The sequence below is a fragment of the Agrobacterium salinitolerans genome, assembly GCF_027498475.1.
In the GTDB taxonomy this organism is placed as follows: domain Bacteria; phylum Pseudomonadota; class Alphaproteobacteria; order Rhizobiales; family Rhizobiaceae; genus Agrobacterium; species Agrobacterium salinitolerans.
This window is the reverse complement of the sequence record NZ_JAPZLN010000003.1, coordinates 594,953-614,344: the sequence shown is the minus strand read 5'-3', so window position 1 is coordinate 614,344 and position 19,392 is coordinate 594,953. Positions and strand designations below refer to the sequence as shown.

The window sequence follows — 19,392 nt, the reverse complement described above, 5'->3', positions numbered from 1 at the left end:
GAAATGATTCACGCAGGAAGCCCTGCGTGAATCATTCTCTTATCCGTCCGTTGCAAGGTGATGAAAGGACTGGTTATTTCCCGGCAAAACGGTCGTTGGCGCGGATCAGTTGATCAAGAATGCCCGGCTCGCTCATCGCGTGTCCGGCCGCCTCGACGATATGGAAATCCGCCTTCGACCAGGCCTTGGCCAGCTGCCAGGCATATTTCAGCGGGCAGGGCATGTCATAACGCCCATGCACGATGACGCCGGGAATATCGTTAAGTTTGCCGGCGTCGCGCAGCAATTGGCCTTCTTCCAGCCAGCCGCCATTGACGAAAAAGTGGTTTTCGATGCGGGCGAAAGCGATGGCGTATTTGTCCTCGCCGAAATCCGCGACCCGGTCGGGATCGCTGACGAGCGAGATGGTTGCCCCTTCCCACTGGCTCCATGCCTTGGCGCATTCGAGTTTCTTCGCCTCGTCGGTACCGGTGAGATAGCGGTTATAGGCCTGCATCATCTCGCCGCGTTCGGCTTGCGGGATGGGTGCTATGAATTTTTCCCACTGATCCGGATACATTTCGGAAACGCCGAACTGGTAATACCAGTCCAGTTCCGGCCTGGTGACGGTGTAAATGCCGCGCAGAACCAGCTCACTGACGCGGTCGGGATGGGTCTCGGCATAGGCGAGCGCCAGCGTCGAGCCCCAGGAACCGCCGAAAACCAGCCATTTCTCGAAGCCGCAAAGCACGCGCAGCCTTTCGATATCGGCAACGAGATGCCATGTGGTGTTAGCTTCCAGTTCCGCATGCGGCGTGGAGCGGCCGCAGCCGCGCTGGTCGAACAGGATGACGTCGTAAAGGGCCGGATCGAAAACGCGGCGATGCGTGGGATTCACCCCGCCGCCGGGACCGCCATGCAGAAAAACCGCCGGTTTTCCACCGCGCGTGCCCACCCGTTCCCAATAGATCGTGTGGCCGTCGCCGACATCGAGCATGCCGGTCTCGAAAGGTTCGATCTCGGGGTAAAAGCCGCGCAATTCTTCGGTCATGGGTCATCATCCTTCGCTGGCCATTCGGCCGTATCATGGTCCGGGTGTTGGCAATTGTTCACCCGAGGGGAAGGGCTATCCGTTGCAGGCTCCGGCTCGATCGGCAAGCCGTCGAGTGCGCCGAACCACTGCATTTTGCCAGCGAGATTGGATTGCGCCTCGGGTTTGATCCGCTGGGGTTCGTCCAGCGAACCGAGGGCGATATTGATGAAATCGGCGCCCGGCATGTCGTAGAACAGCGGCGTGCCGCACCGGCCGCAGAAACCGCGACGCACGTGATCGGAGGACTGGAACCACGCTGCTTCGCCGCGGGTGATTTCAAACTGCGTAAGCGTACTTGCGGCAAGCGGCATGAAATAACTGCCCGATGCCTTCTGGCACATGCGGCAATGGCACAGATGCGGATAACGAAGACCGCCCTCTATCCGATAACGCACCGCGCCGCACTGACATCCACCGCTGAAACCCTCGGCTCCGCTCATGCGCGCTCGTCTTCCGGCGGCCAGACCTGTGTGTCGTGATCCGGGTGCTGATAGGAGGTGATCTCCGCCTCGTCCACGCCCTGTTCCACGGTCGGCTTGCCGAAGAGCTGCTCTATCCACGGCATGCGCTTGTGGACATTGACCTGCACCTGCGGCTCGATCCGCTCGGGCTCATCGAAAGCGCCGATGGCGATCTCGACGCCGCCGGGATAATGGTAGGTCAGCGGCGTGCCGCACTTGTTGCAGAAACCGCGATGGATTTTCTGCGACGAACGAAAGAGGGCAGGCTGGCCGCGCGTCCAGGTCAGATGCGCCTGATCGGCTGTGACGAGGGCGCCGAAGAAATTGCCGAAATGTTTCTGGCACATGCGGCAATGGCAGATGGAGGCCCGGCCAAGCTTGCCCGCATGGAAACGCACCGCACCACACTGGCAACCGCCGGAAAAACCACTTTCGCTCATTGTCTGTTCTCCGGCGGCCATTGTGCCGTATCATGGTCGGGGTGCTGATAGGAGACGAGATTGGTGAGATAGTCCACCGAGGTCAGGTCGTCTTCCGTCGGAACGGCAGGCAGCGTGTGAAGCGTGTCGACGAAATCGATCTTGCGCTCCACGCCCCACTGAATGGTTGGCGGCAGCGCTGCGGGATCGTCAAATGCCCCGGCCGCCACCGCCACGCCGTCCGGCGCTTCATAGGTCAGCGGCGTTCCGCATTCCGGGCAGAAACCACGCTTGACGACGCTGGAGGATTGAAACCGCTTCGGTTCGCCGCGCGTCCATTCGAATTCCACGCCGCGCACCGAGACCAGCGGCGCGTAATAGGCCCCGAAAGCCTTCTGGCACATACGGCAATGGCAGATGGAACTGTCTTTCAGGTCGCCCGTGGCGCGAAAACGGACCGCGCCGCATTGGCATCCGCCGGTGTGGGTGGTCATGGTTGGTTCTCCTCTGCCATGCGGATAATGTGGAGACAGACATTGTCGATGTCTTTGAGGATATCGTCGTTCCAGAAACGGAGGATGGTCCAGCCTAGTTCCTCAAGCGTTTGTGTTCTCTGCCGGTCGTAAGCTGCCGCAAAGTCTTCCGCGTGTTGAAACCCGTCCAGTTCGATGATGATCTTATGCGACGGGCAAGCGAAATCAACGATATATCCGGCAACCGGCAACTGGCGTCGGAAAGACAGGCCATCAAGGCGGTGAGCGCGAACGGCGTTCCAAAACTTCAGCTCTGTGTCGGTCATAGCCTTTCGCATCTGCCGCGCATATTCCCGATGTTGGGATTTGACCTTGGCGTGGGGCATGAGCGGCTCGCGGTTTGAAGGGATACTGCGAGATTGGAATATGGTATGGGCGAAAGCAAGGGCCTGTCGTGTGGCTTTACCCCCCTCTGCCCTGCCGGGCATCTCCCCCTCAAGGGGGGAGATCAGCAGGAGGCGCTACCTCAACTTCACTCTTAAGCGTTGAGATGGGCGAGACCGCGCCACAGATCGATCTCCCCCCTTGAGGGGGAGATGCCCGGCAGGGCAGAGGGGGGGTAAACCCCAAACCGCAGCAGTAAATTACCGCTTAATCTCCCACGTTGTCGTCCGCTCCCCGGTCTCTTTGTCCTTGCCATCCTTCAACTGAATGCCCTTTTCCAAAAGCTCGTCGCGAACACGATCCGCCTCCGCAAAGTTTTTCGCCTTCAGCATTTCAAGACGCAATTCCACCAACGCATCGACAGCCGAAACGATGGCCTCATCCACCTCCGTCTTCTTCGGCAGAACACCCAGCAGGCCGGCGCTGGCGGCGAAGGCGGGTAGTCTGGACGGGTCGGTATTGGCCGCATGGGCCAGCGCATGCAGCGCCTGCACGGCGGCAACCGTGTTGAGGTCGTCGGCGAGCGCATCCAGGACGGTGTCATCCGGCGCGGCGTCGGAGTTTTCGGCCGCCGGCCATTTGGCCAGCAGGCGTTCGGCCTCTTCCAGACGCTTCACCGAAAAATCGATCGGCTCGCGATAATGCGTCATCAGCATAGCGAGACGCAGTACTTCGCCCGGCCATTGCCGTCCGCCGAATTTTTCCGTGTGCAGCAATTCGTAGATCGTCACGAAGTTGCCTTCGGACTTCGACATCTTGCGGCCTTCCACCTGCACGAAGCCGTTATGCATCCACACATTGGCCATGACATGCGTGCCGTGGGCGCAGCGCGATTGCGCGATTTCGTTCTCATGATGCGGGAAGATGAGGTCGAGCCCGCCACCGTGAATGTCGAAGACTTCGCCAAGGTAGCGGCCAGCCATGGCCGAGCACTCGATGTGCCAGCCCGGGCGGCCGAGACCCCAGGGGCTCTCCCAGCCAGGTTCGTTGTGGGACGACAGTTTCCACAGCACAAAATCGCCGGGGTTCTTTTTGTGGGCTTCCACCGCCACGCGCGCGCCGGCCTGCTGTTCGTCCAGCGGACGTTTGGAGAGCTGGCCGTAATCGGCCATCGACCGCGTGTCGAACAGAACCTCGCCGCCCGCCGTATAGGCGTGGCCGCGCTCGATGAGCCGCTCGATGAGACGGATCATCTCGGCAATATAGTCGGTGGCGCGGGGTTCCACGGTCGGCGGAAGGCAGCCGAGGGCGGCGACGTCATCATGGAACTGGTCGGCCGTCTTTTTCGTCACCGCGTGGATGGCGTCGTTCAGCGGTAGATGCGGATAGTCGCGCAATGCCCGCGCGTTGATCTTGTCGTCGAGATCGGTGATGTTGCGGGCATAGGTAACGTGGTTTTCGCCGTAGACGTGGCGCAGCAGGCGATAGAGAACATCGAACACGATGACCGGGCGCGCATTGCCGATATGGGCGAAATCATAGACCGTCGGGCCGCACACATATATGCGCACATTGTCAGGATCGATCGGCGCAAATTCCGCCTTTTCGCGTGTCAGGGTATTGTAGAGTTTCAGGCGCAAGGACATGCGGGTGTTCCCTAGAGGCAGTCAATTGTCCTGACCGGACCGTTTGTCTGTTGGACCTTGCGGGAAGACGAAAACGATCTGGCCGGTGGCGAACCAGCAAAATTTATTCAGCAGCAGGTGCAGATCGTTGTTTTCATACCTTGCCTTATGGCGCGGCGGTGCGGCCCGGTCAAGAGGGAGCGAATCTCAGCTTTTTTCGCTGTGGTCTACTCATCTCCAACTCGCATCCATTCATGCATAGCCTGCACAACTTCGACCGTCGGGTACTCCTTAATATCGCTTTCGGATGACCCTGCGGCGAGTTCTCGTTCCCAATACCATTCTTGAAAAGCAGCATACTCACCTAGTATTTTTGACGGTCCAATCTTCTCTGCGCCTGCCTGAGATACAAGCCAGTTGCGAACACGCTTTACCGCCTTTTCGTAGTCGCCGCTATGGGACTCTATGTCCCAACCGGAAATGTCCGATAGAGATTTTTGATAATCGAAACGCTGCTGCTCAAGCACGAGAACGACTTTTTGTTGAAGTTTTCCTTCGCCAAAGTATCGGCAAGCATAATCTATACCCAGTTCGAATGGCATATTCATTCGAGAATATTGATTAATCTTCGTCGATTTGCATCGGCTGAGATCGTGGATAGCAAATTTCGAGCTTTTGATGAGTTCGATTATCCGATCCAGTCGGGCCGCGGCGTTGTCGGAATTTTCGGGAGCGAGGCGTGGAGAAAAACCTAGATATACTACACAAAAGGCTACCGCCTGCAATATTGGGGAAAATTCTTCGTCAAATGGGCAGTTAATAAATACTGATTTCTCAAATGGTGGGGCGGCCACGATCAACCTTTCGGTGGATAAGGGTCGTTGCTAAAAGAGTTTCGCTCACGAATACGTCCGTCACGTCCGTGAATGTATAGTTCCGTTTTTTGATTACGTGCGATCTCTGTTGCTGCCTTTACTGCGGCAGCCTGTGTTTCATGGACACTAGTAGCACGTGCTGCTCCAGCCTTCTTCACAGTCCACTTTCCGGATTGTGGAACTACATGTTGACCTTTGCGCGACATTTTTTTCCCTTTAGAAGTACTTCCTTGAGAGGTATTATCATTTAAAGCAGAGTGCCAGAGGAAGCGAAAATCGGCAATGAATTTTAGAGCCGCTTTCGTGTCAAACGCCGGTATTTCACTCTGGCTGGCGATATTCCACGAATTTCCTCTCACGCACGACGAAGAGCTTGCCGGTTTCGGTAAGATCGGGCGAGGCGAGTGGAAGGATGGCGGCGGCAACTTCGGACGGATGCGGCACGGTGGCCGGATCCTCGCCGGGCATAGCCTGGGCGCGCATCGCCGTGCGCGTGGCGCCGGGATTGATGCTGTTGATGCGTAGCGGGGACTTCTGCGTTTCCGCGGCCCAGGTGCGGGCGAGCGCTTCAACAGCCGCCTTGGAGGTGGCGTAGACGCCCCAGAAGGGACGACAGCTATGGGCCGCACCCGAAGACAGGATGAGCGCGCGGCCGGCATCCGATTTCAACAGCAGCGGCTCGACCGAGCGGATCAGCCGCCAGGTGGCGGTGACGTTGATGTTCATGACCCTTTCGAAGACCTTCGCCTCGATATGGCCGACCGGGGAAATCACGCCGAGAACACCGGCATTGGCGACCAGAATATCGAGCTTGCCCCAGCGCTCGTATATATTGGCGCCCAGCGCATCGATGGCTTTCATGTCGGCGAGATCGAAGGGGACCAGTGTCGCGGTGCCGCCGAAGGCCTTGATGGCGTCGTCCAGTTCCTCAAGGCCGCCGACCGTGCGGGCGCAGGCGATGACATGCGCGCCCGCTTTGGCCAGCTCCAGCGCGGTGAAATAGCCGATGCCGCGCGATGCGCCGGTAACGAGAGCGATGCGGCCCTTAAGATTGATGGTCATTTAGCCCCCCGAAATTGATTCCGTTTCTTTTATGAAACGACCGGCGCCCACCGCAAGCGATCAAATGCCGCAGCGGGCACCTTTTCAATCGCAGGCAATAAAAAGCGGCCACCGGAAACCGGTGGCCGCTTGCTGTATCAGGCTATCAGCCGTTGCTGGCCAACATGGAAATCTTGCTGCCCATAGCCTCACCGTTCTGGTCGAGAAGGCGGGTCGGATAATCGCCGGTGAAATAATGGTCGGTAAACTGCGGGCGCGCATGGTTGCGGTTTTCGCCGCCAACGGCGCGGTACAGTCCGTCGATGGACAGGAATGCCAGCGAGTCGGCGCCGATATATTTCGCCATGGCGTCCACATCGGCATATTGGTTGGCGAGCAGCTTATCAGCGTCAGGCGTATCGATGCCGTAGAAATCCGGATGGAAAATCATCGGGCTGGCAACGCGGATATGCACTTCCTTGGCGCCGGCTTCTCGGATCATCTGCACGATCTTGACCGAGGTCGTGCCGCGCACGATGGAATCGTCCACCAGCACCACGCGCTTGCCTTCGATCATCGCCCGGTTGGCAGAATGCTTGAGCTTGACGCCGAAAGCACGGATCTGCTGCGTCGGCTCGATGAAGGTGCGGCCGACATAATGGTTGCGGATGATGCCATATTCGAAGGGAATGCCGCTTTCCTGCGCAAAACCGAGCGCTGCCGGCGTGCCGCCATCGGGAACCGGTACCACGACGTCAGCTTCCAGCGGTGCTTCCTTGGCAAGGTTCATGCCCATGTTCTTGCGCGTCGTGTAGACGTTGCGGCCGCCGACGACGGAATCGGGGCGGGCGAAATAGACATATTCGAACAGGCAGAGACGCTCCGGCTGCGGCTTCGAGGGCTTGCGCGCGTCGATGGTGATCGAACCGTCAGGCTGGATTTCGCAGATGATGACTTCGCCGTTTTCGACGTCGCGCACGAATTTCGCACCGATGATGTCGAGAGCGCAGGTTTCCGAGCAGAAGATCGGCTTGCCGTCCAGTTCGCCCATGACGAGCGGGCGGATGCCGATAGGGTCGCGGGCGGCAATCAGCTTGGTGCGGGTCATCGCCAGCATCGAATAACCGCCTTCCATCTGGCGGATCGCGTCAATGAAACGATCGGCGGTGGAAGAGTGGCGTGAGCGGGCGATGAGGTGAAGGACGACTTCGGTATCCGACGTCGACTGACAGATGGCGCCTGTCGCGATGATCTGGCGGCGCAGCGTCAGGCCGTTGGTGAAATTGCCGTTATGGGCAATGGAAATGCCGCCTTCTTCCAGCTCGGCAAACAGCGGCTGCACGTTGCGCATCGCCACTTCGCCAGTGGTGGAATAACGGGTGTGGCCAATGGCGATGGAGCCTGGCAGGCGGGCGAGCGTTGCGGGATCTGTATAATGATCGCCAACGAGGCCCATATGGCGTTCCTGATGGAAGCGCTTGCCATCGAAGGAGACGATGCCGGCTGCTTCCTGGCCGCGATGCTGGAGCGCATGCAGACCGAGCGCGGTCAGCGCCGAGGCATCGGCATGGCCGAGAATGCCGAACACGCCGCATTCTTCATGCAGCGTATCGCCGTCGATCTCTTCCTTGAAAGTGGTCCCATGGAATGTGGAATGCGAAAGCGGCTCAATCATCCGGCTTGCCCTTGCTCTCTACCGAGAAAAAAGAAAGACCTCTCCGGTGAGTATCTCTCCCGGTCGGTCCGTCTGTGTCGTGCTTGATATTTAGCACAAATAGCGCGCCTTGCATGCATTGCAAGGCGCGACACTGTGTCAATTATTCGTTGCCGGTTGATTTGTCGCCGGCACATCTTCCGCAGGTGCCTGCGCTGCTGTCGGTTCCTGCGGTTTTCCAAGGATACGGGCGCGGATCTGCGGCTCGATATCGTCAGGAAGAACCGCCTCCAGCTTGCCGACCAGCCCGTCGAGGAAAGGTTTGGACTTGGCCTGGGTCATCCATTCCGGCTGCGTCTTCACATCCACCAGCCAGTTCCAGAAGGCGACCGCGACGACGAGCAGCAGGATGCCGCGCGCCGCGCCGAACAGGAAGCCGAGCGTACGGTCCAGTGCGCCGATGCGGCTGTCGATGATGAAATCGGCAATACGCGAGGTGATGAAGGAAATCACGATCAGCGAGACGAGGAAGACCACACCGGCGGAACCGGCGATGGCGATCTTGTCGTCATCGGTATAGTTGCGCGCATAGGGCAAGAGGACCGGATAAAGATAATAGGCGGCGGCGACAGAGCCGCCCCAGCTCGCAATCGACAAAATCTCGCGTGAGAAACCGCGCACCATTGCAAGAAGGGCAGAGAAAAGAACAACGGCGATGACGATGCCGTCGAAAATTGTAATGGGCATATACCAACTCCGGAGGTGCGACGCCTTGTCAGACGCTGCCTTGCCAATTTTGCGATCCTCTTACACCACTGTTTCCCTTGGCGAAAGGATCAATATTCGTCGTCCTCAACCTGTTTGAACCGGTTGCCGGAGCCGGCGATGCGGGCCACGAGGTCCGGAAGGCTTTCAATTTCCGCCCACCGACCCTTGCCCGCTTTGGGCAATTCAGCCGAACCAGACGGCAGAAGTGCGGCGGAAAAGCCGAGTTTTTCAGCTTCTTTCAACCGTTGGCCCGTATGCGAAACCGGGCGCACCGCACCCGACAGGCTGATTTCGCCGAAATAGACGCAATCGGCGGGCAGGGCAAGACCGGCAAGCGAGGAAACAAGCGCCGAGGCAATCGCCATATCGGCCGCCGGTTCTGAAATGCGGTAGCCGCCTGCGACATTCAGATAAACATCATGCTGGCCAAGCTTCACCCCGCAATGGGCCTCCAATACGGCGAGAATCATGGCGAGTCGCGAGCTGTCCCAGCCAACGACCGCGCGGCGCGGCGTGCCGAGCGACGTGGCAGCGACCAGCGCCTGCACCTCGACAAGTATGGGACGTGTGCCTTCGATGCCGGCGAAAACCGCTGCACCCGGCGATTTTTCGTTGCGCTCGCCCAGAAACAGCTCCGACGGATTGGACACTTCCCTGAGGCCACGATCCGACATTTCGAAAACGCCGATTTCATCGGTCGGCCCGAAGCGGTTCTTGACCGTGCGCAGAATGCGGTAATGGTGACCACGATCCCCTTCAAAATAAAGCACGGCATCGACCATGTGTTCCACCACGCGCGGACCGGCGATCTGGCCTTCCTTTGTCACATGGCCGACAAGCACCATGGTCGCGCCTGTCTGCTTGGCGAAACGGATCATCGCCTGCACGCCGGTGCGCACCTGCGTCACCGTGCCGGGGGCGGAATCGGCCGTGTCGCTCCACAGCGTCTGAATGGAATCGATGATGACGAGATCGGGCCGCTTGCCCTCGGAAATCGTTGCCAGAATATCCTCGACATTGGTTTCCGCCGCCAAGAGCACGTCCGTATCCGCAGCGCCGAGACGTTGCGCCCGCAGACGCACCTGCGCCACCGCCTCTTCGCCCGAGACATAGACGATGCGATGGCCGCGCCGCGACAGGGCAGCCGCCGCCTGCATCAGCAGCGTCGATTTGCCGATACCCGGGTCGCCGCCGATCAGAACGGCCGAACCGCGCACGAAGCCGCCGCCAGTCGCCCGGTCTAGTTCGCTGATGCCGGTCGGAATACGCGGCGCTTCCTCGATCTCGCCGGAAAGCGAGGTGAGCGTGACAGGTCTGCCCTTCTTCGGCACCTTGCCCGGCCCGGAGCCGATACCGCCCATCGGGTCTTCTTCGACGATGGTATTCCACTCGCCGCAGCCTTCGCATTTTCCTGCCCAGCGGGTATGAACCGTGCCGCAGTTCTGGCACACAAATTGGGTCTTGGCTTTGGCCATGTTTTGTCAGTTTTCTTCTTGTTTGAAATCGTTGGCGGAAATGTCTTGATGGCCGTGCAGTACGCGCAAAACGGTAAGCTCATTCTCGTCGACACGAAAGAAAATAACGCGCTCACGATAAGCGATGCTGCGAAGCCCGGCTCCATATCCGCTTCTTGAGACACCGGATAAGCCCAGTGCCGCTATCGATTCGATTTTATTGAAGATATCGAGGGCGAAGCGATCAGCAGCAAGGGGATTTTCGGCCTCGATATAGGCGTGGTCTTCGGCAAGGTCGCGCCTTGCGCGCGTGGTGAAGGTTGGAGTCCGGATTTTAATGGCCGGACCCCGTTTTTTGCTGCGCGGAAACTCGTTTGATATCGCTCAGAAACTCGTCCTGTGAGGTATAACGGTGGACCCGGCCCGCCTCGGCGTCGTCGATGCCCTCCTGGATCAGCAACTGAAGCGCGGCTCGTTTACCTTCGTCACTGCTCAGCAATTGCAGGCTCGCATGAATGACGGCGTCCGCGTCGCTATAAATACCAGCCGCCACCTGCTCCTCAATGAACTTCTCGTCCTGCTCGCTCAAATGGATTTCGGGCATTTCGATCTCCTTTTGTTCTCTTTTAGCACAGGTCACATCGGCTTTCCAAGAGCTAAAGGCAGCCCTCAGTCGTCGGCCATCAGATATTGCCGTTCGTAACGCAGGCCGAGCCCCGTGAACATCTCATAGCCGATGGTGCCGGCCGCCCGTGCAGTCTCATCGACCGGTACGTTGGGGCCGAAAAGCTCGATATAGTCGCCGCTGCGGATGGCATTAACAGGTACATCCGTCACGTCGAAAATGGTGAGGTCCATGGTCACGCGGCCGGCGACGGGCACTTTATGGCCGTTAACGGCACCGTAGGCGCCGCCATGGCCCATTTCGCGCAGCGGAATGCCGGAGCCGGAAAGCGAACGCTGATATCCATCCGCATAACCCACGGAGGCGATGGCGAGCCGGCTGGCGCGCTTCAGCAGGAAGCTGCCACCATAACTGACGGTCTGGCCTTCGCCTGCCTCGCGTATCTGGATGATCCGCGCCTCGGCCTTCGCCACGGGCCGCATCGGGTTGGCCATGTCGTTGACCGCCTCGCCGCCATAAAGCGCAATGCCGGGGCGGGTGAGGTCGAAATGATAGTCGGAGCCGAGGAAAATCCCGGCGGATGCCGAAAGGCTTGATTCGATACCTTCGAAAGCGGCGCTAACCCTGCGGAATGATTCGAGCTGAGCCCTGTTCATGGGGGAGGACGGTGTGTCGGCGCAGGCGAGATGCGACAGCACCAGAACCGGGTCGAAACTCGCCGGTCGTGTCACGTCGTCGGCGAGGAACAGGGCGTCGTCGAGCGGAAGGCCGAGGCGATTGAAGCCGGTATCCACATGCAGCGCGCAGGGGTGGTCTCCGCGCTCGGCAACCGTCGCCATCCAGAACGACAGCTGCTCTTCTGACGCCAGCACCGGCACAAGATCGTTGTCGAAGACCTGCCGTTCCTGCCCCTGCCAGATGCCTGACAGCACGAAGATGCGCGCTTCCGGGGCATAGGATCGCAACGTTGCGCCCTCAGCCACCGTCGCCACGAAGAAGTCCCGCGCGCCGGCATGGTAAAGCGCCGCGCCGCAATCCTCGATACCGAGACCATAGGCATCGGCCTTGACGACAGCCGCCGTGCGGGCGCTTCCGGACCGCTTCTTCATGTCCCGCCAATTGTCGGCGAGCGCGCCGAGATCGACGGTCAGCCGCAGCGGCGCGTGCTCGAAAGCATCATTTTCGTTTTCGGGAAAGCTGTCTTCGAAGTCGTCTGTCATGCCATGCGTCCGGTTGATTTTGGAACCGGCCAGACCCTAGCACTTTTGTTCAAGACGGTAAGGACGGAATGCTCTAAACTTCGCTCATGCACAATGTTTCGCAGGAACAGGCCCTTGATTTTATGCCCGTTGCCACGACGGAAACCACGCGTTTCTGGCGGGACGGACGTTTTGGCGGCATGGAATGCCTCAGCGCGACGTTTCTCACCCATGAATACTCACCGCATGCACATGACACGTTTTCCATCGGTGCCATCGAAAGCGGCTCGCAGATTTCCACCATTCAGGGCACCACCGAACAGACGGGGCCGGGGCATCTTTATCTCATCAATCCAGACGAGATTCACGACGGCGCGCCGGGCGGCGGCGGTTATCGTTACCGGATGATCTATCCCGACACGGAACTGCTGCGCGACATCATCGAGGACGTAACGGGCAGGGCATTTCACGGCACGCCGTGCTTTCCCAAATTCCTGCCGCACGATCCGCAGATGGCGGCCGCCTTTCAGATGGCCCACCGGCGGCTGGAGACGAAATCCGGCGCGCTGGAGGCGGATGAGGGCATGTTCTCGGTTCTGGCGGCGCTGTTCGGCAGGCATGGCAGCGCCATCATCCTGCCGGTTGAAACCAGCGAGAAAAGGGCGGTTCATACCGCCCGCGATTATCTCACCGATAATTACGAGAGCGATATTGGCCTTGAAGAACTCGCCTCTATCGCCGGTCTCAGCCGGGCGCATCTCATCCGCGCTTTTCGCAAGGAGTTTCACATCACCCCGCATGCCTATCTGACGGATGTGCGCATCCGCAGGGCGCGTCGGCTTCTGCGTGCAGGGGAGATGCCGGCCGAGGTGGCGGTTCTGTGTGGTTTCGCCGATCAGGCGCATTTCACCCGGCATTTCAAAGCGCGTACTGGCGTAACACCAGGACAATTTCGGACGGGTTGACTTGCCGCAGACCTTACCGTCACGCGGCGTCACTTTTGTTCAAGACGACTGTATTTCTCAGGCGTAATCCCTTTCCTTCGAAAGGGAGAATGCGATGTTCATATCGGAGAAACGCGCGGAATTTATCGCGGGGTTGCGGGCCGCCGCCCCATTGCTTGTCGCCATGGTGCCGATCGGCGCGGTGTTCGGTGCTGTCGCCATCGGCAAAGGCCTGTCGCCGCTCGAGGCCTCGCTGATGTCGCTGCTGGTCTTTGCCGGCGGCTCACAATTCGTTGCCATGGATCTATGGACGCATCCCGCAAGCTGGACAGCGCTCGGTTTTGCGGCGCTTCTCGTCAATCTGCGCCATGTGTTGATGAGCGCCTCCATCGCGGGCAAGCTGGAGGATTTCAGGGGTTGGCGGAAATATGCCGCCATGCTGGTGCTGACCGACGAATCCTGGGCATTGTCCGAATTCCGCGTCATCGCCGACAGGCTGACGGCGGCCTTCTTCACCGGTGCTGCGTTCTCGATCTATCTCGTCTGGAACCTTGCAACCCTTGCCGGCGCGCTGCTCGGTTCGGTGGTGGGAGACATGTCGGTCATCGGTCTGGATTTCGCCTTTCCCGCCGTCTTCATCGTGCTGCTCGTGGGGTTCTGGAAGGGCAGGGAAACCGGCTTCGTGCTTCTGGCAAGCGCATCCGCCGCCTGTCTCACCCACACGCTGGTTCCAGGCGCGTGGTATATCGCCGCCGGCGCGCTGGCGGGGCTTGCCGTCGCCGCCTTCGGGCATGAAGAACAGGTGGAGCAGCCGGCATGACGCTCGACCCGAATACGCTGCTGACAATCCTTGCCATGATGGCGGCAACCGTCGCCACCCGCCTTGGCGGCCTGTTGCTGGTCACTCATTTTTCGCTGACACCGCGCCTGAAAAAGGCGCTCGGCGTGGTGCCGCCCGCCGTCTTGATGGCCGTGGTGACGCCGACGGCGCTCGCCAGTGGCTTGGCGGAAACCATCGCCTGTGCAATCACCGCGGTTGCGGCGCTGCGCCTCAGCCTTCTGCCGGCCGCAACGCTCGGTGTTGCGGCCGTGGCGCTGCTGCGCGGAATCGGATTGTGAGAAAATTCCGCCAAGACCCTGAAAAGATTCCAGCCTTGTTTACGCAATGTGAGACATGGCTGAGACGGTAAACATACCCTCTTTGCCATTGTTGCCGGATCAATGCTCTTCGTACTGGCTGAAACTCGGATCGGCCAGATCCGTAAAGCGGGTGAACTCGGACTGGAAGGCAAGCTTCACCGTGCCGGTCGGTCCGTGACGCTGCTTGGCGATGATGACGTCAGCCGTGCCTTTCACCTTGTCGAACAGGGCTTCCCATTCGGCATATTTGGGATCGGATATATCGCGCGGCTCCATGTTCTTGACGTAATATTCCTCGCGGAACACGAACAGCACCACGTCCGCGTCCTGCTCGATGGAGCCGGATTCACGCAGGTCGGAAAGCTGCGGACGCTTGTCTTCGCGGCTTTCCACCGCACGGGAGAGCTGTGACAGCGCGATGATCGGAACGTTGAGTTCCTTGCCGAGCGCTTTCAGACCCGTGGTGATCTGGGTGATTTCCTGCACGCGGTTTTCGCCGCTCTTGCCGGAGCCGGTCATCAGCTGAACGTAGTCGACCACCAGAACATCGAGGCCGCGCTGGCGCTTCAGGCGGCGGGCGCGGGCGGAAAGCTGGGCAATCGAGATGCCACCGGTCTGGTCGATGTAAAGCGGCACCTTCTGCATCATCTGGGAGCAGGCGACGAGCTTTTCAAAATCGGCCTCGGTGATGTCGCCGCGGCGGATTTTCGAGGAAGACACTTCCGTCTGCTCGGAAATGATACGGGTAGCGAGCTGTTCGGACGACATTTCGAGCGAGTAGAAGCCGACGACGCCGCCGTTTTTCGCCTTGTACGACCCGTCCGGCTGCACTTCCTGCTCATAGGATGCGGCGATGTTGTAGGCGATGTTGGTCGCAAGCGAGGTCTTGCCCATACCCGGGCGGCCGGCAAGCACGATAAGGTCGGAACGCTGCAACCCGCCCATGCGGGCGTCGAGCGAATGAATACCGGTGGAAATACCGGAGAGATTGCCGTCGCGTTCGAAGGCGGCGCCGGCCATGTCGATCGCCAGCGCCACGGCGTCGTTAAACGACTGGAAACCGCCGTCGTAACGGCCGGTTTCCGCCAGTTCGAACAGGCGGCGTTCGGTGTCTTCGATCTGCGCCTGCGGCGGCATGTCGAGCGGCGCGTCATAGGCGATGTTGACGACATCCTCGCCGATCTGGATCAGTGCGCGGCGCAGCGCCAGATCGTAGATCGCCCGGCCGTAATCTTCCGCGTTGATGATCGAGACGGCTTCCGCCGCCAGACGCGCGAGATACTGCGCCACCGTCAGATCGCCGATCTTGTCGTCGGCGGGCAGGAAGGTCTTGATCGTCACCGGATTGGCGGTCTTGCCCATGCGGATGATATCGCCCGCCACCTCGAAAATCTTACGGTGCAGCGGTTCGTAAAGATGCACGGGCTTCAGGAAGTCCGACACGCGATAATAGGCGTCGTTATTGACGAGGATGGCGCCCAGCAGCGCTTGTTCCGCTTCGATGTTGTTCGGCGCTTCGCGGTAATGCGGTTCCGCCGGTTGCGCGGGGGTGATCTTTCTCACAGCGTCGTTCATGGTTTGCGCGATCTCCCTTTGCCTTTTCTTACACCTCAGGCTTTGGCTTCCTGGGGCATGGCAGTCAATGATATTGTTGCAACACTCCATGGCAGGGTGACGTCTGCCCCGTTGCGCTCGATCACATCTTCAGTTGTCCCCAGCAATCCACAGGGGGCGCAGACAAGGGGCGGGAAAAATTACCGGCCCGGAATTCGCGGCAACGTGATTCGCTGCCATGAGTTTACCGCATGGCAGACCCGGCGTGAAAGAACCTTGAAATTCGTCAGCCTTACGAATAAATAGGTAGAAAATAAGTAGTGTGCTAATTATAAGGCTTACTGACATGTCCCGCGAGACCGACAAGGAACAGCTTCTGGATGAAGTCTCCGCTTTTACCCGCAAACTGCGCGCGTTTTTCGATGCGCGGGTGGGGGAAAGCGGCCTGACGCTGGCCCGCGCGCGGGCGCTTTTCGCCCTTTCTCGCCGAGGTCCGCTGACGCAGACGGAACTTGCCGAGGAAATGGAAATCGAGACGCCGACCCTGGTGCGCGTGCTCGACGGCATGGAGAAGCAAAACCTCATCGAACGCCGTTCCGATGAGAACGACCGCCGCGCCAAACGCATCCACATGACGGCGGAAGGCGAGAAAACGTCGGAGACGGTGCAGGCGATGGCAAAGTCGCTGCGTTCCGAGATTGCCGCCGATATTTCCTCGCAGGATCTGGCGATGGCATTGGATGTCATGCGCCGCCTGTCGGCCAACCTGCAAAATCTCGCTTCGGGAAGGGGGCAGGCATGAGCACCGTGGTATCGCAGAATGATCACGATGTGAGGCTTAACCAGGAGCCGGATACGGCGGAGAAGCAGGCGAATGTGACGCCTGCGGTCGTTTCTGCGACAGCTGCGGAACCGGAACCAACGCTTGCCGCGCCCGTTCAGCCGGATCGGCCGCTGTGGCTGCGGCTCTGCTTCATTTTCGCTGGGCTGTGTTTTTTCATCACGCAGGGTCTCGGCATGAACCTCGTCATGGCCAATCTCTATCAGCTGCAGGGCGAGTTTTCCGCAACCGTGGCTGAGGTGGCCTGGCTTTCGGCGGCCTATATGGCGCCCTATGCCACCTTCTCCATCGCTTTGTTCAAGGTCAGGGCGCAATATGGCCTGCGACCCTTCGCCGAGCTTTCGATCGTCGCCTTTGTCATCGCCAACTGCCTCAATCTTTTCGTCACCGATTTGCATTCGGCGATCGTCATCCGCTTCATCAGCGGCATGGCCGCCGCACCGATTTCCTCGCTCGGCTTCCTCTATATACTAGAAGCTTTTCCGCCCGCGCGAAAATTCTCGCTCGGCTTCAGCATTGCGCTGACGGGAACCCTGCTGTCCGCGCCGATTGCGCGCATGGTCTCACCCTCGCTGCTGGCGATTGACGGCTGGAACGCCCTCTATTCAATGGAAGTCGGCTTTGCGCTGATCTCGCTTGCCATGATCTACGTCCTCAAGGTCACGCCGCCGCCGCGCGCGAAAGTCATCGAGCGCATGGATATTCTAAGCTATCTCCTGTTTGCTGGCGGTCTCGGTTGCCTCGCGGTGATGCTGACGCTGGGCCGGTTCTATTGGTGGTTCGAGACCTGGTGGCTCGGTGCGCTGCTGGCGACATCCATTGCTCTTCTGACACTGATGGCTTTCATCGAATTGCCGCGCCAGAACCCGCTTCTCGACCTGCGCTGGATTTTCTCCAAAACCAACCTGCACGCCATCGCGGTCCTGCTGGTCTATAGAGCGGTATCGTCTGAACAATCCTCGACGGCCGTCAGCTTTTACCAGCAGCTCGGCCTGCTCAATGATCAGACAATTCCGCTTTATGCGCTGGTGCTGCTGGCGACCCTCCTGGGCGGGGCGGCCTGCGCCTGGTTGATGTTGACGAAATATGTCGATACGGCCCATGTCATTGCGCTGACGCTGATTGCCGCCGGGTCCTTTATGGACAGTCAGTCCACCAATCTGACCCGCCCGGAGCAAATGTATCTCAGCCAGATGATGATTGCGTTCGGCGCCGCCATGTTCCTGCCGCCTGTCATGGCGAAGGGTTTTGGCGCAGCGATTGCAAGGGGCACACCCTATCTGGTGAATTTCATCACCATCTTCCTGTTTACGCAGATTACCGGATCGATGTTGATGACGGGCCTGCTCGGCAGTTTCGTGACGCTGCGGGAAAAATTCCACTCCAATATTCTGGTGGAAAATATCCTGCTCACCAATCCCGCAGTCGCCCAGCGCGTCTCGCAACTTTCCGGCGCTTACAGTCATGTCATCACCGATCCGGCATTGCTGAAGGCCGAGGGGCTGTCGCTGCTCGGTCAGCAGGTCAGCAGGGAAGCCTATGTGCTTGCTTATAACGATACGTTCCTGCTGATCGCCGTTGTCTCGGCGCTGGCGCTTGCCTTCCTTTTAATCCATCTTGCCTGGCGACGCATCTGGCCACTCCTTTCGGGAAATGCCGGTGCTGCGCCAGCGACACAGTCTTGAACATCCAAGAGTGACATCATGCTGAAGAAGTTTTTTACCCCCGTTTCCATTCTCGTGCTGCTCGGCGGCATCGCCGGTGTGGCGCTGGTGCTTTACGCCTGGCGGCTGCCGCCGTTCCTTTCCACCGTCGAAATGACCGACAATGCCTTCGTGCGGGGTTATGTCACGACGATGAGCCCGCAGGTGAGTGGCTATGTGGTGAATGTTCCGGTGAAGGACTATCAGGAAGTCAAGCAGGGCACCCTGCTGGCGAAGATCGACGACCGCATCTATCGCCAGAAACAGGCCCAGGCGGAAGCAACGCTCGATACCCATAAGGCGGCACTCGACAATTCCCGCCAGCAGGAAAATGCGGCCAATGCCAATATTCGCTCCAGCGAGGCGGCGGTTGACAGCGCGCAGGCCTCGCTGAAACAGGCGCAGCTCGCCTCCGACCGGCAGGACAATCTCATCAAAAGCGGGGTAGGAACCTCAAGCCTCCAGGAAGAAGCTCATGCCGCGCTGGAAAAGGCGAGGGCATCGCTGTCGCAGGCAAAGGCGGCGCTGGAAGTGTCGCGACAGGATTTGCAGACGATCATCGTCAACCGCAGCTCGCTGCAGGCAGCCGTCGCCAATGCCGAAGCCGCCGTCGAACTCGCCCGGATCGATCTTGCCAATACCGAAATCCACGCGCCGGTGGATGGCAGGCTCGGCGAAATCGGCGTGCGCACTGGCCAATATGTCACCGCCGGCACGCAGCTGATGGCCGTTGTGCCGCATGATGTCTGGGTTATCGCCAATTTCAAGGAAACCCAGCTCGCCGGCATGCAGGTTGGCCAGCCGGTGACGATCTCGGTGGACGCGCTGCATCGCCGCAAGCTTACCGGCCATGTGGAACGGTTCTCGCCCGCGACGGGTTCGGAATTCGCCGTTATCAAGCCTGACAATGCGACGGGTAATTTCGTAAAGATCGCCCAGCGCCTCGGCGTACGGATCGCGATCGATGCCGATCAGCCCCTGACGGCGGAGCTTTCTCCGGGCATGTCGGTGGTGGTGCATGTGGACAAGAGCAAGGCGCCTGAGCGCACGGAGACGGCGGCGAGGTAGTGGGCGTTGAGTTTGCGGAGGGATACCCCCCTCTACAAACACAACAAACAAAAAACCCCGGATGTCGCCATCCGGGGTTTTCCTTTGACCGT

The 19,392-nt window shown here is 59.5% G+C and carries 22 protein-coding genes; 6 read left to right on the top strand and 16 right to left on the bottom strand.

Features of this window, described 5'->3' with window-relative positions; genetic code table 11:
• Window positions 1-73: 73 nt before the first annotated feature.
• The 15 genes from pip to alr all read right to left on the bottom strand — a co-directional run bounded on the left by pip (window position 74) and on the right by alr (window position 12,071).
• Window positions 74-1,030, bottom strand: coding sequence for a prolyl aminopeptidase (gene pip / locus O9X91_RS14985; protein ID WP_142912510.1), 957 nt, complete (start codon window positions 1,028-1,030; stop codon window positions 74-76).
• Complete coding sequence (locus O9X91_RS14980; protein WP_142912511.1) at window positions 1,027-1,512, bottom strand: GFA family protein; 486 nt, start codon at window positions 1,510-1,512, stop codon at window positions 1,027-1,029. Before O9X91_RS14980 ends, pip begins: the two co-directional genes overlap by 4 nt.
• The gene (locus O9X91_RS14975; protein ID WP_077982584.1) at window positions 1,509-1,973 is read right to left on the bottom strand and encodes a GFA family protein; all 465 of its coding nucleotides are present in this window, start codon (window positions 1,971-1,973) and stop codon (window positions 1,509-1,511) included. Before O9X91_RS14975 ends, O9X91_RS14980 begins: the two co-directional genes overlap by 4 nt.
• Window positions 1,970-2,446, bottom strand: a complete 477-nt coding sequence (locus O9X91_RS14970; protein WP_142912512.1) for a GFA family protein — start codon at window positions 2,444-2,446, stop codon at window positions 1,970-1,972. Before O9X91_RS14970 ends, O9X91_RS14975 begins: the two co-directional genes overlap by 4 nt.
• A complete protein-coding gene (locus O9X91_RS14965) occupies window positions 2,443-2,811 on the bottom strand; it encodes an endonuclease domain-containing protein (protein ID WP_142912513.1) in 369 nt (122 codons plus the stop codon). Before O9X91_RS14965 ends, O9X91_RS14970 begins: the two co-directional genes overlap by 4 nt.
• Window positions 2,812-3,069: 258 nt before the next feature.
• On the bottom strand, window positions 3,070-4,455 hold the full coding sequence (gene cysS, locus O9X91_RS14960) for a cysteine--tRNA ligase (protein ID WP_142912514.1): 1,386 nt from the start codon (window positions 4,453-4,455) through the stop codon (window positions 3,070-3,072).
• A gap of 206 nt (window positions 4,456-4,661) precedes the next feature.
• A complete protein-coding gene (locus O9X91_RS14955) occupies window positions 4,662-5,288 on the bottom strand; it encodes a hypothetical protein (protein ID WP_142912515.1) in 627 nt (208 codons plus the stop codon).
• Window positions 5,289-5,290: 2 nt separating this feature from the next.
• The gene (locus O9X91_RS14950; RefSeq protein WP_142912634.1) at window positions 5,291-5,515 is read right to left on the bottom strand and encodes a DUF2188 domain-containing protein; all 225 of its coding nucleotides are present in this window, start codon (window positions 5,513-5,515) and stop codon (window positions 5,291-5,293) included.
• A gap of 115 nt (window positions 5,516-5,630) precedes the next feature.
• Window positions 5,631-6,371, bottom strand: coding sequence for an SDR family NAD(P)-dependent oxidoreductase (locus tag O9X91_RS14945; protein WP_142912516.1), 741 nt, complete (start codon window positions 6,369-6,371; stop codon window positions 5,631-5,633).
• 145 nt (window positions 6,372-6,516) lie between these two features.
• A complete protein-coding gene (purF, locus tag O9X91_RS14940; RefSeq protein WP_142912517.1) occupies window positions 6,517-8,025 on the bottom strand; it encodes an amidophosphoribosyltransferase in 1,509 nt (502 codons plus the stop codon).
• Window positions 8,026-8,163: 138 nt separating this feature from the next.
• A complete protein-coding gene (locus O9X91_RS14935) occupies window positions 8,164-8,751 on the bottom strand; it encodes a CvpA family protein (protein WP_137410042.1) in 588 nt (195 codons plus the stop codon).
• A gap of 89 nt (window positions 8,752-8,840) precedes the next feature.
• Window positions 8,841-10,247, bottom strand: coding sequence for a DNA repair protein RadA (gene radA, locus O9X91_RS14930; RefSeq protein WP_077982578.1), 1,407 nt, complete (start codon window positions 10,245-10,247; stop codon window positions 8,841-8,843).
• A 6-nt stretch (window positions 10,248-10,253) separates the two neighbouring features.
• Entirely contained in the window at window positions 10,254-10,559 is a 306-nt protein-coding gene (locus O9X91_RS14925) for a type II toxin-antitoxin system RelE/ParE family toxin (RefSeq protein ID WP_137410985.1), read from the bottom strand.
• Between the two features lies 1 nt (window position 10,560).
• Window positions 10,561-10,830, bottom strand: a complete 270-nt coding sequence (locus tag O9X91_RS14920; protein ID WP_137410043.1) for a type II toxin-antitoxin system ParD family antitoxin — start codon at window positions 10,828-10,830, stop codon at window positions 10,561-10,563.
• Window positions 10,831-10,895: 65 nt separating this feature from the next.
• Window positions 10,896-12,071, bottom strand: a complete 1,176-nt coding sequence (gene alr / locus O9X91_RS14915; RefSeq protein ID WP_142912518.1) for an alanine racemase — start codon at window positions 12,069-12,071, stop codon at window positions 10,896-10,898.
• An 86-nt stretch (window positions 12,072-12,157) separates the two neighbouring features.
• Between alr and O9X91_RS14910 the strand changes: the two genes are divergently transcribed.
• From O9X91_RS14910 to O9X91_RS14900, 3 genes are all read left to right on the top strand, one after another.
• Complete coding sequence (locus O9X91_RS14910) at window positions 12,158-13,015, top strand: AraC family transcriptional regulator (RefSeq protein WP_162520427.1); 858 nt, start codon at window positions 12,158-12,160, stop codon at window positions 13,013-13,015.
• A 94-nt stretch (window positions 13,016-13,109) separates the two neighbouring features.
• Window positions 13,110-13,814 carry an AzlC family ABC transporter permease gene (locus tag O9X91_RS14905; RefSeq protein ID WP_269834320.1) on the top strand — a complete coding sequence of 235 codons (705 nt, stop codon included), beginning with the start codon at window positions 13,110-13,112 and terminating at the stop codon, window positions 13,812-13,814.
• Window positions 13,811-14,113 (top strand): AzlD family protein, encoded by a 303-nt coding sequence (locus tag O9X91_RS14900; RefSeq protein ID WP_077982574.1) that lies wholly within the window; start codon window positions 13,811-13,813, stop codon window positions 14,111-14,113. Before O9X91_RS14905 ends, O9X91_RS14900 begins: the two co-directional genes overlap by 4 nt.
• Before the next feature lie 99 nt (window positions 14,114-14,212).
• Here O9X91_RS14900 and O9X91_RS14895 read toward each other — a convergent pair whose 3' ends face one another.
• Window positions 14,213-15,709 carry a replicative DNA helicase gene (locus O9X91_RS14895; RefSeq protein WP_003520716.1) on the bottom strand — a complete coding sequence of 499 codons (1,497 nt, stop codon included), beginning with the start codon at window positions 15,707-15,709 and terminating at the stop codon, window positions 14,213-14,215.
• Between the two features lie 325 nt (window positions 15,710-16,034).
• Between O9X91_RS14895 and O9X91_RS14890 the strand changes: the two genes are divergently transcribed.
• From O9X91_RS14890 to O9X91_RS14880, 3 genes are read left to right on the top strand one after another with little or no spacing between them, the layout of a single operon-like run.
• Complete coding sequence (locus tag O9X91_RS14890; RefSeq protein ID WP_142912521.1) at window positions 16,035-16,490, top strand: MarR family winged helix-turn-helix transcriptional regulator; 456 nt, start codon at window positions 16,035-16,037, stop codon at window positions 16,488-16,490.
• Window positions 16,487-18,214, top strand: coding sequence for an MFS transporter (locus tag O9X91_RS14885; protein ID WP_162520428.1), 1,728 nt, complete (start codon window positions 16,487-16,489; stop codon window positions 18,212-18,214). The genes O9X91_RS14890 and O9X91_RS14885 overlap by 4 nt, the downstream gene beginning before the upstream one ends.
• Window positions 18,215-18,232: 18 nt before the next feature.
• Window positions 18,233-19,300, top strand: a complete 1,068-nt coding sequence (locus O9X91_RS14880) for an HlyD family secretion protein (RefSeq protein WP_077982572.1) — start codon at window positions 18,233-18,235, stop codon at window positions 19,298-19,300.
• The last annotated feature ends 92 nt before the right edge of the window (window positions 19,301-19,392 follow it).

Bases quoted from the DNA above. Each gene is read 5' to 3' on its own strand.
- pip (WP_142912510.1), bottom strand. From the start codon at position 1,030: ATGACCGAAGAATTGCGCGGCTTTTACCCCGAGATCGAACCTTTCGAG.
- O9X91_RS14980 (WP_142912511.1), bottom strand. From the start codon at position 1,512: ATGAGCGGAGCCGAGGGTTTCAGCGGTGGATGTCAGTGCGGCGCGGTG.
- O9X91_RS14975 (WP_077982584.1), bottom strand. From the start codon at position 1,973: ATGAGCGAAAGTGGTTTTTCCGGCGGTTGCCAGTGTGGTGCGGTGCGT.
- O9X91_RS14970 (WP_142912512.1), bottom strand. From the start codon at position 2,446: ATGACCACCCACACCGGCGGATGCCAATGCGGCGCGGTCCGTTTTCGC.
- O9X91_RS14965 (WP_142912513.1), bottom strand. From the start codon at position 2,811: ATGCCCCACGCCAAGGTCAAATCCCAACATCGGGAATATGCGCGGCAG.
- cysS (WP_142912514.1), bottom strand. From the start codon at position 4,455: ATGTCCTTGCGCCTGAAACTCTACAATACCCTGACACGCGAAAAGGCG.
- O9X91_RS14950 (WP_142912634.1), bottom strand. From the start codon at position 5,515: ATGTCGCGCAAAGGTCAACATGTAGTTCCACAATCCGGAAAGTGGACT.
- O9X91_RS14945 (WP_142912516.1), bottom strand. From the start codon at position 6,371: ATGACCATCAATCTTAAGGGCCGCATCGCTCTCGTTACCGGCGCATCG.
- purF (WP_142912517.1), bottom strand. From the start codon at position 8,025: ATGATTGAGCCGCTTTCGCATTCCACATTCCATGGGACCACTTTCAAG.
- O9X91_RS14935 (WP_137410042.1), bottom strand. From the start codon at position 8,751: ATGCCCATTACAATTTTCGACGGCATCGTCATCGCCGTTGTTCTTTTC.
- radA (WP_077982578.1), bottom strand. From the start codon at position 10,247: ATGGCCAAAGCCAAGACCCAATTTGTGTGCCAGAACTGCGGCACGGTT.
- O9X91_RS14920 (WP_137410043.1), bottom strand. From the start codon at position 10,830: ATGCCCGAAATCCATTTGAGCGAGCAGGACGAGAAGTTCATTGAGGAG.
- alr (WP_142912518.1), bottom strand. From the start codon at position 12,071: ATGACAGACGACTTCGAAGACAGCTTTCCCGAAAACGAAAATGATGCT.
- O9X91_RS14910 (WP_162520427.1), top strand. From the start codon at position 12,158: ATGCACAATGTTTCGCAGGAACAGGCCCTTGATTTTATGCCCGTTGCC.
- O9X91_RS14905 (WP_269834320.1), top strand. From the start codon at position 13,110: ATGTTCATATCGGAGAAACGCGCGGAATTTATCGCGGGGTTGCGGGCC.
- O9X91_RS14900 (WP_077982574.1), top strand. From the start codon at position 13,811: ATGACGCTCGACCCGAATACGCTGCTGACAATCCTTGCCATGATGGCG.
- O9X91_RS14895 (WP_003520716.1), bottom strand. From the start codon at position 15,709: ATGAACGACGCTGTGAGAAAGATCACCCCCGCGCAACCGGCGGAACCG.
- O9X91_RS14890 (WP_142912521.1), top strand. From the start codon at position 16,035: ATGTCCCGCGAGACCGACAAGGAACAGCTTCTGGATGAAGTCTCCGCT.
- O9X91_RS14885 (WP_162520428.1), top strand. From the start codon at position 16,487: ATGAGCACCGTGGTATCGCAGAATGATCACGATGTGAGGCTTAACCAG.
- O9X91_RS14880 (WP_077982572.1), top strand. From the start codon at position 18,233: ATGCTGAAGAAGTTTTTTACCCCCGTTTCCATTCTCGTGCTGCTCGGC.